Here is a 13,668-nt window from a genome sequence, read left to right as displayed (position 1 = left end):
GCGGTCTCCACAAGGCCCACCAGAGTTGTCCGACTTCATATGGCTGGCACATCGTCAGATCGGAACGGACGGCGGTCAACGGGTCGTCATGCCCCCGGGAGGGTCGGGGTGGAGGCGGGCGGCGCCGTGGGGCGGCGCGGCCGACGAGATCGACGAGGCCCCCATCAGCGCGCTCACCTCCTCGCGCTCCGGCGACCCCAGGCGCTGGTAGATGGCCAGCGCTTCCTGCCAGTACTCCCTGGCCCGATCGGTCTGGCCGACCGCGGACAGCGCCTTGCCCAGGACCGTCAGCAGCGACCCGCGGCGCCATTCGCCGCACAGGCCCTGCATGGCCAGCGACCTCTCGGCGTGCCATGCGGCCCGGGCCGCACGGCCTGCGGCCAGATGGGTTTCGGCAAGCCGGAAATGGGCCATTCCCTCCCACAGCTGCTGGCGGGTGTCCCGGAATATGCCCAGAGCCTGGGTCAGATGGGCCAGGGCCTCGTCCAGCCGGCCCGTACGGGTCAGCGCTATCCCGAGCGTGTACCGCCCGTTGGCCAGGCGCAGCGAGGCGCCCAGCCGCTGGTAGATCGCGAGCGCCTGTTCGGCCAGCTCCACCCCGGCCTGGGCGCGGCCCTTGTCGATGTGGACGCGGGCGAGGTTGGACAGGGCGCTGGCCTCACCGGCCTCGTTGGCGTCGGCGCGGAAGGCGGCGAGCGCCCGGTTGAAGTACGCCTCGGCCTCCTCCCTGCGGCCCTGGTCCAGGACGATGCTGCCGAGCCGGTTGGGAACGCGGCTGGCGAGCATCGGGTCCCTCGCGGTCAGCTCCAGGTCCAGCGCCCGCTCCAGCTCCCGCTCGGCGGGCTCGAACCGGCCGGTGAAGTAGTACAGATTCCCGAGGGTGGCCCGTGCCCGTGCCTCGGTGCGCACGTCCCCCGCCGACCGAGCCGATTCAATGATCGCCTCGGCCACCCCCTCGTACTGGTACGACCTGGCCCCCGACTCGGCGAGGTCCAGGGCGGCGGTCAGCAGGTCGGCCACGCGGCGGCGCCGGCCGTCGGCGACGCACTGCCGGGCGCAGGCGATCAGACAGTCCGCCTCGGTGAACAGCCAGTCCAGCGCGGCCCCGGACGACTCGAAGGTGAGGCCCGGACGGGTCGTGGGCGCGAGGTGCTCGACGGTGCGGTCGCCCGGCCGCTCGGCGGCGTAGACCCGTGCCGCGGTGGCCAGATAGAAGTCCAGCAGCCGGGAGAGCGCGGCCTCCCGCTCCGCCTCGGGGAGGTCGTCCCGCTCCGCGCACGCCCGCGCGTACAGCCGCAGGAGGTCGTGGAGGCGATAGCGCCCCGGCACGGTGGGCTCCAGGAGCGAGGTGCCGACCAGCGATTCCATGAGCGTCCGGGAGGCGGCGTCGTCCAGGCCGAGCACGGCCGCCGCGGCGGGCAGCGAGATGTCCGGCCCCCCGGCCAGCCCGAGCAGCCGGAACGCCCGCGCCTGCTCCGGGTCGAGCTGGCCGTAGCCGAGCTCGAAACTGGCCTTGACCGCCAGATCGCCGGCCCTCAGCTCGTCCAGCCTGCGCCGCTCGTCGGCCAGCTTGCGGGCCAGCACGGACACCGTCCAGGTGCGCCGGGAGGCGAGCCGGGAGGCGGCGATGCGGATCGCGAGCGGCAGGAAGCCACAGGACGCCAGGACGTCCATCACCTCCTCGCGCTCGACGGCCGCCCGCTCCTCGCCCACGATGAGCGCGAAGAGGGAGAACGCCTCCTCCGGGTTCATCACGTCCAGATCGACCAGATGGGCGCCGTCCAGGCCGGCCATGGTCGCCCGGCCGGTGATCAGGGTCGCGCTGCCGTGCGGGGCCGGGCAGCCGTGCGGGGTCGCGCTGTCGTGCGGGCCGTCGCCGGGCAGGAGCGGCCGGATCTGGTCGGCGTCCCGGGCGTTGTCCAGCAGGACGAGGACCCGGCGGCCCGCGAGTGCCGAGCGGTAGAGCGCGGTGCGTTCCTCGGTGCCGTCCGGGATGGCGGCGTCCGGGATGCCGAGGGAGCGCAGGAAGGCGGCCAGTACGGCGTCGGGCTCGGCGGGGGAGGGGCCCGCGCCCCGGAGGTCCACATAGAGCTGCCCGTCGGGGAAGTGGCGGCGGGCCGCGTGGGCCACATGGACGGCCAGGGCCGTCTTGCCGATGCCCCCGATGCCGGAGACGGCGAGGACGGGAGGAGCGCCGTCCCGGGCGGCCAGCAGGCCGCTCAGCTCCCGTACGGCGTCGGCGCGGCCGGTGAAGTCCGTAGTCGCGGCGGGAAGTTGGGCGGGGCGCACGAGGGGGGCGTCCGCCGCCGGGGGGTCGTGGAGTGCTGTGGGGTCGCCGAGTGCCGTGGGCTCATGGGGTGTCGTGGGCCCGTGCAGTGCCGTGGGCTCGGCGAACTCTGCCGCGATGAGCCATTCCCGATCCCCAAGCCGCTTGTCGCCGACCATGGTGCCCCCCGCGCTTACGTTTCCCTGCACGGCCAGTCTGCCCGGTCGACCGGTTATTCGTCAGTAAAGAGCGCGTCTGTCCAGGCCGCGCGCCGGGTGACCGACGACCGCGCGCCGGACGACCGACGGCCTCGTGCCGGACGGCGGTGCGGCGTGCCGCGATAGCTGACGATCCGTCAGATCGGCGCTACCGTGCAGTCATGGAGAGCTTCCCGAAGATAATCTCGGTGGACGACCACACGGTTGAGCCCCCTCACGTCTGGCGGGACCGGCTCCCGTCGAAGTACCGCGACAGCGGGCCGCGCATCGTCCGGGCGCCGCTGAAGGAGATGACCTTCATCGGCGGCAAGTTCGCCCCGAAGATGGGCGCGCTCGGGGACGACGGGCCGCTCGCGGACTGGTGGGTGTACGAGGAGCTGCACCGGCCGCTGACCCGGCTGGACACCGCCGTCGGATACGACCGGGACGAGGTCAAGCTGGAGGCGATCACCTACGAGCAGATGCGGCCGGGCTCCTTCTCGGTGCCGGACCGGCTCGCGGACATGGACGTCAACCACGTCCAGTCGGCGCTCTGCTTCCCGACCTTCCCCCGCTTCTGCGGGCAGACCTTCACCGAGGCCGCCGACCGCGAGCTGGGGCTGCTCGGGGTCCGGGCGTACAACGACTGGATGGTGGAGGAGTGGTGCGGCCCCGAGGCCCGGGGCAGGCTGATCCCGCTGATCATCATCCCGCTGTGGGACGCCGAGCTGGCCGCCGCCGAGGTGCGGCGGAACGCGGCGCGCGGGGTGCGGGCCGTCTGCTTCTCGGAGATCCCGCCGAACCTGGGGCTGCCCTCGATCCACACCGACGACTGGGACCCCTTGCTCGCCGCGTGCGACGAGACCGGCACGGTCATCGCGATGCACATCGGCTCCTCCTCCAGGATGCCCTCGACCTCCGCGGACGCGCCCCCCGCGGTCGGCTCCACGATCACCTTCGCCAACTGCTGCTTCTCGATGGTCGACTGGCTGATGAGCGGGAAGTTCGAGCGCTTCCCGAACCTGAAGGTGATGTACGCGGAGGGCCAGATCGGCTGGATCCCCTACATCCTCGAGCGCGCCGATGTGGTGTGGGAGGAGAACCGGGGCTGGGGCGGAGTGGCCGACAAGGTGCTGCGCCCGCCCTCCGAGCTGTTCGCCGAGCACGTCTACGGCTGCTTCTTCGACGACGCCTTCGGGCTGCGCAACCTCGACGCCATCGGGGTCGGCAACGTGCTGTACGAGACCGACTATCCGCACTCGGACTCCACCTGGCCCAAGTCCCGGGAGGTCGGCGAGGCGCAGATGGGGCATCTGGCGCCGGACGTCGTGGAGCGGATCGTACGCGGCAACGCGATCGAGCTGCTGGGGCTCACCGCGGACGGGCTGTGGGCGGGGGCGCCCGGGGTGCCGGGGGCGTAGCGCGTCGGTGCCGGGGGCGTAGCGCGTCGGTCCCGGCGCCGGCCTGGTCACGGAGGAGCAAGAAAGCGGTCACTGCGGGTCAACGACAATCAGTGGACCCTCCGGCAGGCTGTGGGGCATATCGGCCCTCCCCGCCTCCTCACGCCGTCACCCACCCCTTACGACGTGACAGGGGCCGTGGGCGGCGCGGAGGGCCGGGCGTCCCCGCGCACCGGGCGTCGCGGGGCAGCGCCCGGCGCGCGGGACACAAGCGCCAGATGGCGGTAGTCACTGGGCGGCATCCCGTACGCGGCGCGGAAGGCGCGGCTGAAGACGGCGGGGTGGGCGAAGCCCCAGCGGGCGGCGAGTTCGTGGATGCGGACCGTGCGCAGGCCGGGGTCGGTGAGGTCGCGCCGGACGCGGTCCAGCCGCTGTTGCCGGATCCAGGCGGAGACCGTGGTGTCGCGGGCCCGGAAGAGGCGGTGCAGATAGCCGACGGAGATGTGGTGCGCGGCGGCGATGGTGGCCGGTGACAGCTCCGGGTCGGACAGGTTCCGCAGGATGAAGCCCTGCACCCGCAGGGCCAGGGTGTGCCGGTGGGTCTCGGGCGGCAGCGCGTCGTCGGCCTCGACGGCCTGGGCGAGCAGCGCCGCCGCCAGGTCGATCAGCACGGTCCCCAGGCGCGGCCCGTCGGAGGGGCGTAAGGAGCGGTCCGCCGCGAGCCGGGTGAGGAACCCCGTCAGCAGGGCGCCCACCCCTTCGCGCGCCGGGATGGGCCGGGCGAGCAGCCGGTCGATCCGGTCGTGCGGGACCGGGATCAGGGCCTTGGGGATCTCCAGGCCCACGCCTCCGGGAGGTCCGCCGAACGCCAGGCAGTCGAAGGGCCGGGAGGTGTCGACGACATAGAGGCCCTCCGCGCTGTGCGCGGCCTCCTGGCGGGACTGGGAGACCTGGAGGTTTCCCTCCTGGATGAACGAGAAGTGGTACAGCTCGGGGTCGGACTGCCGGATGAGCTTGGGCGTCCGCCGGAAGTTCATCTCACGGAACTTCGTGGGCCACACGGAGGCGGCGCCGAACTGGAGGATGCGCACCTCTCCGCGGAAGTCCCGGGTGTGGTCGCTGGTCATCTCCATCGGCGCCATGAGCTGGGCCATCCGCTCGCGCCAGAAGTCGAAGCGGTCCGCTCTGGGCAGATCCTCGCAGCGGAAGACCGTCTCGATCATCACATGCCCCTCTGTGCGCCCCTTGCCGTGCCCCCTTGCTGTGCGCCCTTGCTGTGCGCCCGCTTGCCGGTGCCCCGTGATGGCCCCCGGGCGGGGAAGGCGGGCGGTGGGCCCCGAGGTCCGAACGTCCGTACGCTAGCAAAGCGTTGCGCGGCGGGACGAGGCTGCCACACCCCTTGTCTGATGGACCGTCAGATACGACCATGTCCGACGTCAGATACGACGATGACGGTCCACCGACGAGGAGGCCCGGCATGCGCGTCCTGCCCCGGGGCCGGTTGAGCTACGGCATGCAGCTGCCGATCCAGTCGCAGTCCACCCTCTACGCCGAGCCGTGGGAGGCCGGGGCGGGCCCGGCCGAGCTGCTCGAGGTCGCCCGCGCCGCCGACCGGCTCGGCTTCGCGTACCTCGCCGTCTGCGACCACGTGGCGATCCCGCGGCGGCTGGCCGCGGCCATGGGCACCGTCTGGTACGACCCGGTGGCCACCCTCGGCTGGCTCGCCGCGGCCACCGAGCGGGTGCGGCTGCTCAGCCATGTGGCGGTCGCCGCGCTGCGGCATCCGCTGCTGACCGCCAAGCAGTACGCCACGCTCGACCACCTCTCCGGCGGCCGGCTGATCCTCGGGGTCGGGGCCGGGCACGTGCGGGAGGAGTTCGAGGCGCTCGGGGTGGACTTCGCCCGGCGCGGGGCGCTGCTGGACGAGACGGTCGACGCGCTGAAGGCGGCGCTGGGACCGGAGGAGTTCCCCGACTTCCGCGGCGGGCGGTTCGCGTTCAGCGGCCTCGGACAGGCCCCGCGCCCCGTCCAGACGCCGCGGCCGCCGCTGTGGATCGGCGGCTCCTCGCCCGCGGCGGTGCGCCGGGCGGCGGTCCGGGGCGACGGCTGGCTGCCGCAGGGCGATCCCCGCGACCGGCTGCCGGGCCAGATCGCCCGGCTGCGCGAGCTGCGGAAGGAAGCCGCCCAACACGATCGCGGCTGTGACGAGCCCGCCGAGATCGGCGCGATCACCGAGCCGCTGTACGTGGGCGAGCCCGGCTGGGACGTGGGGCGCCGGACCCTGACCGGCGCGCCGGAACGGCTGGCGGAAAGCCTGCGCGCGTACGCCGCGATGGGGGTGGACCAGATCCAGGTGCGGTTCCGCTGCCGGGACCACACCGAACTGACCGACCAGATGGCGGCCTTCGCCGCCGATGTCGCTCCGCACCTCGATGACTAGCGATGACTAGGGAGAACGGAATGGGCAAGCTGGACGGGCGGGTCGTCATCATCACCGGGGCGGCACGCGGACAGGGTGAGCAGGAGGCGCGGCTGTTCGCGGCCGAGGGCGCGCGCGTGGTCCTCGGCGACGTGCTGGACGAGCCGGGCGAGGCGCTGGCCAAGGAGCTGGGGGAGGGTGCCCGCTTCGTCCATCTGGACGTGGGCCGCGAGGACGACTGGGCGGCCGCCGTCGCGGCCGCCAAGGACGCCTTCGGCGCGGTGGACGGCCTGGTCAACAACGCCGGGATCCTCCGCTTCAACGAGCTGGTGGGCACCCCGCTGGCGGAGTACCTGGAGGTGGTCCAGGTCAACCAGGTCGGCACGTTCCTGGGGATGCGGACGGTGGCGCCGGAGCTGGCGGCGGCGGGCGGCGGGACGATCGTGAACACCGCCTCGTACGTCGCGCTGGCCGGTATGCCGCTGCTCACCGCGTACGCCGCGACGAAGGCGGCGGTGGTGGGGATGACGCGGGTGGCCGCGATGGAGCTCGCGGACAAGGGCATCCGGGTCAACGCGATGTGCCCGGGCGCGGTCGACACCCCGATGACCAACCCGGCCCGGCTCGACCCGGCCGCCGACACCACCGAGGCGTCGGCGGCGGTCGACGAGCTCTACCGCAAGATGGTGCCGCTGGGCCGGATCGGCCGCCCGGAGGAGGTGGCGCGGCTGGCGCTCTTCCTGTCCTCGGAGGACTCCTCGTACGTCACCGGCCAGCCGTTCGTCGTCGACGGCGGCTGGCTGACCGGCGTCTCGGTCTTCTGAGCCCGGCCTCCGGGTCCGGCACGGCCTCGGCCCTTGACGGTCCGTGCACGCGGTGCCAGAGTCAATCAAAATCTGACGATCCGTCAGATCGACGTTCGTCTGAGGCGGTGAACCTCCATGGAATTCGGACTCTTTGTGCAGGGCTACGTCCCCGAAAGCCGACGCCGAACCGACCCCGAGGCCGAGCATCACGCGCTCGTCGAGGAGACCGAGTACGTCATCCAGGCCGACCGGTCGGGCTTCAAGTACGTATGGGCCTCCGAGCACCACTTCCTGGACGAGTACTCCCACCTCTCCGCGAACGACGTCTTCCTCGGCTATCTCGCCCACGCCACCGAGCGCATCCACCTCGGCTCCGGCATCTTCAACCCGCTGCCGCAGGTCAACCACCCGGTCAAGGTGGCCGAGAAGGTCGCGATGCTCGACCACCTCTCCGGCGGCCGGTTCGAGTTCGGCTCCGGCCGGGGCGCGGGCAGCCACGAGATCCTGGGCTTCCTGCCGGGCGTGACCGACATGAACGCCACCAAGGAGATCTGGGAAGAGACGATCGCCGAGTTCCCCAAGATGTGGCTGCAGGACGAGTACCAGGGCTTCACCGGCAAGCACTGGTCCCTGCCGCCGCGCAAGGTGCTGCCCAAGCCGTACGGGGCCGCCCACCCGGCGATGTGGTACGCGGCCGGATCCCCGCCCTCGTACGCGATGGCCGGTAAGAAGGGCCTCGGCGTGCTCGGCTTCTCCATCCAGAAGGTCTCCGACATGGAGTGGGCCCTCGACTCCTACAAGAACGCGGTCAAGGAGGCCGAGCCGGTCGGCGGCTTCGTCAACGACAACGTGATGGTCACCTCGACCGCGATCTGCGCCGAGACCCACGCCAAGGCCGTCGAGGTCGCGCTCGGCGGCGGGCTCAACTACCTGCAGTCGCTGCTCTTCCGCTATCACGACACCTTCCCCCGCCCCGAGGGCATCCCGCAGTGGCCGGAACTGCTGCCGGAGTACACCGAGGAGATCATCGAACTCCTCATCGCCGAGGAGCTGATGATCTGCGGCGACCCGGACGAGGTCTTCCGCCAGTGCAAGCGGTGGGAGCAGGCCGGGGCCGACCAGTTGTCGTTCGGGCTGCCGATCGGGATCGGCTACGAGGACACGATGAACACGATCAAGCTCATCGGCGAGCACGTCATCCCGAAGATCGACACCGATCCGGTGCACCGCACGACCCGGTTCCGCCAGGCCGTCACCCAGTAGCCGCACAGCCGTCGTCCAGCGGCCGCAGACGCCGGCCGCAGACGCGAGAAGGGACCTGAACCCGTGCTCGACCACCTGATCAAGGGCGCCACCGTGGCGGACGGCACCGGCGCGCCCTCGTACGTCGCCGACGTCGGCATCCGGGACGGCCGGATCGTGGCCATCGCCGAGCCCGGGGCCGTCACCGAACCGGCCCGGTCCAGCGAGGACGCCACCGGGCTCGTCCTCGCGCCCGGGTTCGTCGATCCGCACACCCACTACGACGCCCAGTTGTTCTGGGATCCGTACGCCACCCCCTCCATGAACCACGGCGTGACCACCGTGGCCGGCGGCAACTGCGGTTTCACCCTCGCCCCGCTCAACCCCGACCGGCCCGGCGACGCCGACTACACCCGGCGGATGATGAGCCGGGTCGAGGGCATGTCGCTGGTGGCGCTGGAGCAGGGCGCGCCCTGGAACTGGCACGGCTTCGGCGAGTACCTGGACGCGCTGGAGGGCCGGATCGCGGTCAACGCGGGCTTCATGGTGGGGCACTGCGCACTGCGCCGCCATGTGATGGGCGAGGACGCGATCGGCGGACAGCCCAGCCCCGCGCAGCTGGAGGAGATGCTGCGGCTCTTCCACGAGGCGATGGACGCGGGGGCGTGGGGGCTGTCCACCACCCAGTCCTCGACCCATTCGGACGGGGACGGGCAGCCGGTCGCCTCCCGCCACGCCCGGCCCGCGGAACTCCTGGCGCTCTCCCGGGCCGTCGGCGACCACGAGGGGACGCAGATCGAGGCCATCGTGGCGGGCTGTCTCGACCAGTTCGCCGACGAGGAGATCGACCTGCTGGTGGACATGAGCGCGGCCGCCGGCCGCCCGCTCAACTGGAACGTCCTGACCATCGACGCGGCCGTCCCCGAGCGGGTGCCGCGCCAGCTCCAGGCCAGCGAACGCGCCCGTAAGGCGGGCGGCAGGATCGTCGCGCTCACCATGCCGATCCTCACCCCCATGAACATGTCGCTCGGCACCTTCTGCGCGCTCAACCTCATCCCGGGCTGGGGCGACATCCTGGGGCTGCCCATCCCGGAACGGATCGCGGCCCTCCGTGACCCGGCCGTACGGGAGGAGATGCTGCGCCGCGCCGGCAGCCCCGAGGCCGGGGTCTTCCGGCGGCTCACCCACTTCGGGCGATATGTCATCGGCGACACCTACAGCGCGGCCAACGCCGGGCTGACCGGGCGCGTCGTCCGCGACATCGCCGCCGAGCGCGGACAGGACGCATTCCACTGCCTGGTGGAGATCTGCGCGGCGGATGAGATGCGTACGGTGCTGTGGCCGATGCCGACCGACAACGACCCGGCCAGCTGGGAGTTGCGACGGCGGACCTGGGAGCACGAGGACGTCATGCTCGGCGGCTCCGACGCCGGGGCCCATCTGGACCGGATGTGCGGCGCCCCGTACACCACCCGCTTCATCGGCGACTGTCTGCGCGGACGGAAGCTGGTCGGCCTGGAGCGGGCGGTACGGATGCTGACGGACGATCCGGCGCGGCTGCTCGGGCTGCGCGAGCGTGGCCGGATCGCCGAGGGCTACCACGCCGACCTGGTCCTCTTCGACCCCGACCGGATCGACGCGGGCCAGGCGCGGCTGGTCCACGACCTGCCGGGCGACAGCCCCCGGCTGGACTCGCGCGCCACGGGCATCGTGAGCGTCCGGGTGGGCGGCACGGAGACCATCCGGGACGACGAGATCACCGGCGCGGTGCCGGGGCGGGTGCTCCGGTCGGGCCGCGACACGGAGACGGTGAGCACGAGGGGCTGAGACGGCGGTGAACGCTGCGGCCGGGGGTGGCGGGCGTGGTGGGCGTGACGGGCCGGGTGGCCCCACGGGCCCCATCGGTCCCACCGGGCTCGGTGGCGGGCGTGGCGGGCGTGGCGGGCCGGGTGGCCCCACCGGCCCGACGGACCCCACCAGCCCCGGGGGTCCCACAGGCCCTACCGGACTCACCGGACCGGGCGGCGGACGCGGCTCTCTCGCCGGGCGGGCCGCCCTGGTCACGGGCGCCTCACGGGGCATCGGGCTCGCCGTGGCGGAGGCGCTGACGGCGGACGGTGCGGCGGTGTGCGTCACGGCGCGGGACGCGAGGGGGCTGGCCGACGCCGTACGCCGCCTCGGCCCGCGCGCCATCGGCTGCCCGGGGGACGTGGCGGACCCGGCCCACGTGGAGTCGGCGGTGGCCCGCACCCTGGCGGAGTTCGGCCGCCTCGACATCCTGGTCAACAACGCCGCCACCAACGCGCCGCTCGGCCCACTGATGGCGGTGGACCCGCTCGCCTGGCGCACGTCCTTCACGGTCAACGTGGAGGCCCCGCTACGGCTGACCCAGGCGGCCTGGCGGGGCTGGATGCGCGACCACGGCGGCGCGGTCGTCAACATCTGCACCGAGGGCACGCACGGCGTCGGCCCCGACGTCGGCGCCTACGGCACCACCAAGACCGCCCTCCTCCGCCTCACCCGCCAGCTCGCCGCCGAGCTGGCCCCCTCCGTCCGCGTCAACGCCGTCTCACCGGGCCTGATCCGCACCGAGATGGCCCGCTTCGTCTGGGAGCCCGGCGAACAGGAGATCGCCGCGACGCTCCCGCTGGCCCGTATCGGCGAACCGGAGGACGTGGCGCGCGCGGTCCGCTGGCTGGTCTCGGACGAGGCGTCCTGGATCACCGGCGCGGACCTGGTGGTCGACGGCGGCCGCCGCGTCCGCGCGGCACGCCGCACCAACTGACAGGACACACGGCCCCTGTTCCTCAACCGGGGGCTGCCCCCGGGCTACCCCGGGGGCAGCCCTGTATCCGCTAGACGAGACGCAACGTAGCGTCTACTCTAGCGGCCATGACACTCACTCACACCCTTGCCGACCCCCGGGTCGAGACCGCCATCAGCCGCATGTTCACGCTGGCCGAGCAGGACGAGACCGCCCAGGCGCAGCTCCCGCCCGGCGCGCTGGAGATGGCCCCGCAGGAACTCGCCGACGCCGCGGCCGGGATCTACATGCCGATCTCCGCCGACGGCGGGAAGCTGCTCTACAACCTGGTGCGCGCCATCCGCCCGGCCACGGTGGTCGAGTTCGGCATGTCCTACGGGATCTCCACGCTCCATCTGGCCGCCGCCGTGCGGGACAACGGCACCGGGCGCGTCATCACCACGGAAATGAGCAAGGAGAAGATCGCCGCGGCCCACCGCACCTTCACCGAGACCGGTCTTGACGACCTGATCACCGTGCTGGAGGGGGACGCCCGGGAGACCCTCGCCGACCTCGAGGGCCCCTTGGACCTCGTGCTGCTCGACGGCTGGAAGGACCTGTGCCTGCCCGTGCTGCGGATGCTCGAACCGAGCCTGCGCCCCGGCGCCCTCGTCGTGGCCGACGACATCGACCAGTTCGAGGGCCCCATGCGGCCGTACCTCGACTACGTACGCGACCCGGCGAACGGCTATCAGAACGTCAGCTTCCCCATCGAGGACGGCATGGAGATCAGCTGCCGCCTCTGACCCCGCCTCTGAACCGCGGGATCGGCTCGTCGGCCGGTGACACATCACCGGCCGACGCCTCGCGGGCCTTACCTCCCCTGTACCTGTACGGCCCTGTGCCTGTACGGCTCCGACTCCCCGGGAAGCCGTCAGCGCTCGCCGAGCCAGATCGGGTTCGTCATCGCCGCCATCGGGCCCGGTATGCCCGACGCCCCGCCGTCCGCCGGGGCGTGGCGCACCTCGGCGCGGACGTACGCCGCGTAGGACGGCGTCGTACGCCATTCGGCGGTGAGCTCCCCGGAGGCGGGGACCGGCGTTCCGTAGAGCTGGCCCTGGTCGGTGATGAACCGCGCCGAGCAGCCCGGACCCACGCCGGAGACCTTCAGGCGGACCGTGATCTCCTCCGCGCTGCCGACCCTCAGGCGCTCGCCGATTCCGGCGTGCTTGCCGCGTCCGCCGACCGCCTCGAAGGTGAGGTCGATCTTCGAGGACTCCGCGATCCAGCTACGGCCGGCCCGGATGCCCTCCTGGATGGCGGTGCGGGAGAGGTCGTCGGCGAGCACCACCGTCTGGGGCAGGCCCACGACCTGGGGCTCGCGGTGGGCGTCGCTGTGGCCGACGGCGGGCAGCCAGCGGCCGTCGCCGCGGGAGGCGGCCACCAGTGTGTTGTCCCACTCGGAGATCGTGACCTCGTCGTCGGGGGTGAAGTCCGCGTTCCACACCTCGACCGCGTCGGCCTCGTTGAAGCCGAACTTCCAGTTGCAGCCGACACAGGTGCCGTGCGGATGGGCCGGGATCACCAGGCCGCCGGCCTGCCGGACCTTGCGGGCGAACTGGCCGAAGCGGTTGTCCCGGGCGCGGTAGCGCCAGTCGATGAAGACGCCGGGGTCGGTGCCGAGGGCGACCACATGGCCATTGCGCGTGGTGATCTCCTCACCGGTGAGGATCAGCAGGTCATCGCCCCACAGGCCCTCGAACGCGGCATGCGCGGACGTCGTGTTGTGCTCGGTGGTGGTGATGAAGTCCAGCCCCGCGGCGCGGGCGGCGGCGACCAGCTCGGCCGGGGTCCGCTTGCCGTCGGAGTGCACGGTGTGCAGATGCGAGTCGCCCCGGTACCAGGCGCGGCCCCGGCCCTTCGCGCGCTGCGGCGGATATGCCCCCAGACTCCGTCCGGGAGGTGCCCCCTGCTTCGGGGTGGTGCCGGGCGCGCCGTACCGCAGCGTGACGGTGACCTTGTAGTCCAGGCCCTGCGGGGCGACCGTGTACGGCCCCAGCACCACATGCCAGGTGCCCGCCCCGACCGGCCCCGCCAGATAGCCGGGGGTGGCCTCCTCGGCGCTGATGGCGAACTCCGTACGGGCCCCGCCGGACCAGCCGCGGAAGCCGCGGCCGCCCAGCTCCGTGCCGCGCTCGTCGAAGATGCCGATGTCGCAGGCGTTGCCCTGCGTGCCGGCCGGGACGGTCGGCTTGTCGTACGAGTACGACACGGCGATCTCGCGCACCCCGCGCGGGACCTCGACCGGTACGTAGACGAAGTCGGGCGCGCCGGTGGGCAGATGGCCGCTGAGGGTCTTGGTCTGCTCGGGGCCGTCGGCCGTGCCCGCCGCGTCGGCCTGCGTGAAGGTCATGGGATCGAGTGTCAGCACACCCGCCGCGCCCGCAAGCGCGGAGAGCCTGAGTACATCGCGTCGCTGCATGAGGTGCCCCCCAGAGTCGAGAGTGCCGTCCGACACCCGCGTGACACCGTTGTACGCGGGGGTGACACGCGCGGAAAGCCCTGTGGATAACTCCATGGCGGAGAGGGAACGGG

Annotated in this window: 10 protein-coding genes; 7 read left to right on the top strand and 3 right to left on the bottom strand. The window is 72.5% G+C overall.

Annotated elements, in window-relative coordinates; genetic code table 11:
• Positions 1–75: 75 nt before the first annotated feature.
• A complete protein-coding gene (locus tag ACZ6TD_RS20780; RefSeq protein WP_471356134.1) occupies positions 76–2,475 on the bottom strand; it encodes a tetratricopeptide repeat protein in 2,400 nt (799 codons plus the stop codon).
• A gap of 170 nt (positions 2,476–2,645) precedes the next feature.
• Here ACZ6TD_RS20780 and ACZ6TD_RS20775 point away from each other — a divergent pair, with 170 nt between their 5' ends.
• Positions 2,646–3,884 (top strand): amidohydrolase family protein, encoded by a 1,239-nt coding sequence (locus ACZ6TD_RS20775; protein ID WP_471356132.1) that lies wholly within the window; start codon positions 2,646–2,648, stop codon positions 3,882–3,884.
• Positions 3,885–4,042: 158 nt separating this feature from the next.
• Here ACZ6TD_RS20775 and ACZ6TD_RS20770 read toward each other — a convergent pair whose 3' ends face one another.
• Positions 4,043–5,086 carry a helix-turn-helix domain-containing protein gene (locus ACZ6TD_RS20770; RefSeq protein WP_471356130.1) on the bottom strand — a complete coding sequence of 348 codons (1,044 nt, stop codon included), beginning with the start codon at positions 5,084–5,086 and terminating at the stop codon, positions 4,043–4,045.
• A gap of 254 nt (positions 5,087–5,340) precedes the next feature.
• On the opposite strand from ACZ6TD_RS20770, the gene ACZ6TD_RS20765 reads away from it, so the two are divergent.
• The 6 genes from ACZ6TD_RS20765 to ACZ6TD_RS20740 all read left to right on the top strand — a co-directional run bounded on the left by ACZ6TD_RS20765 (position 5,341) and on the right by ACZ6TD_RS20740 (position 11,879).
• On the top strand, positions 5,341–6,303 hold the full coding sequence (locus tag ACZ6TD_RS20765) for an LLM class F420-dependent oxidoreductase (protein WP_471356128.1): 963 nt from the start codon (positions 5,341–5,343) through the stop codon (positions 6,301–6,303).
• 20 nt (positions 6,304–6,323) lie between these two features.
• On the top strand, positions 6,324–7,106 hold the full coding sequence (locus tag ACZ6TD_RS20760; RefSeq protein WP_471356126.1) for an SDR family NAD(P)-dependent oxidoreductase: 783 nt from the start codon (positions 6,324–6,326) through the stop codon (positions 7,104–7,106).
• 117 nt (positions 7,107–7,223) lie between these two features.
• Positions 7,224–8,351, top strand: coding sequence for an LLM class flavin-dependent oxidoreductase (locus tag ACZ6TD_RS20755; protein WP_471356124.1), 1,128 nt, complete (start codon positions 7,224–7,226; stop codon positions 8,349–8,351).
• Between the two features lie 63 nt (positions 8,352–8,414).
• Complete coding sequence (locus ACZ6TD_RS20750) at positions 8,415–10,157, top strand: N-acyl-D-amino-acid deacylase family protein (RefSeq protein ID WP_471356122.1); 1,743 nt, start codon at positions 8,415–8,417, stop codon at positions 10,155–10,157.
• A gap of 265 nt (positions 10,158–10,422) precedes the next feature.
• Entirely contained in the window at positions 10,423–11,115 is a 693-nt protein-coding gene (locus ACZ6TD_RS20745) for an SDR family oxidoreductase (RefSeq protein WP_471356120.1), read from the top strand.
• 107 nt (positions 11,116–11,222) lie between these two features.
• A complete protein-coding gene (locus tag ACZ6TD_RS20740; protein ID WP_471356119.1) occupies positions 11,223–11,879 on the top strand; it encodes an O-methyltransferase in 657 nt (218 codons plus the stop codon).
• A 128-nt stretch (positions 11,880–12,007) separates the two neighbouring features.
• Here ACZ6TD_RS20740 and ACZ6TD_RS20735 read toward each other — a convergent pair whose 3' ends face one another.
• Complete coding sequence (locus tag ACZ6TD_RS20735; RefSeq protein ID WP_471356117.1) at positions 12,008–13,555, bottom strand: CehA/McbA family metallohydrolase; 1,548 nt, start codon at positions 13,553–13,555, stop codon at positions 12,008–12,010.
• Between the last annotated feature and the right edge of the window lie 113 nt (positions 13,556–13,668).

This window comes from Streptomyces yongxingensis (assembly GCF_055597465.1).
The sequence above is the reverse complement of the archived record's forward strand: the minus strand, read 5'-3'. Positions and strand labels throughout refer to the sequence as shown.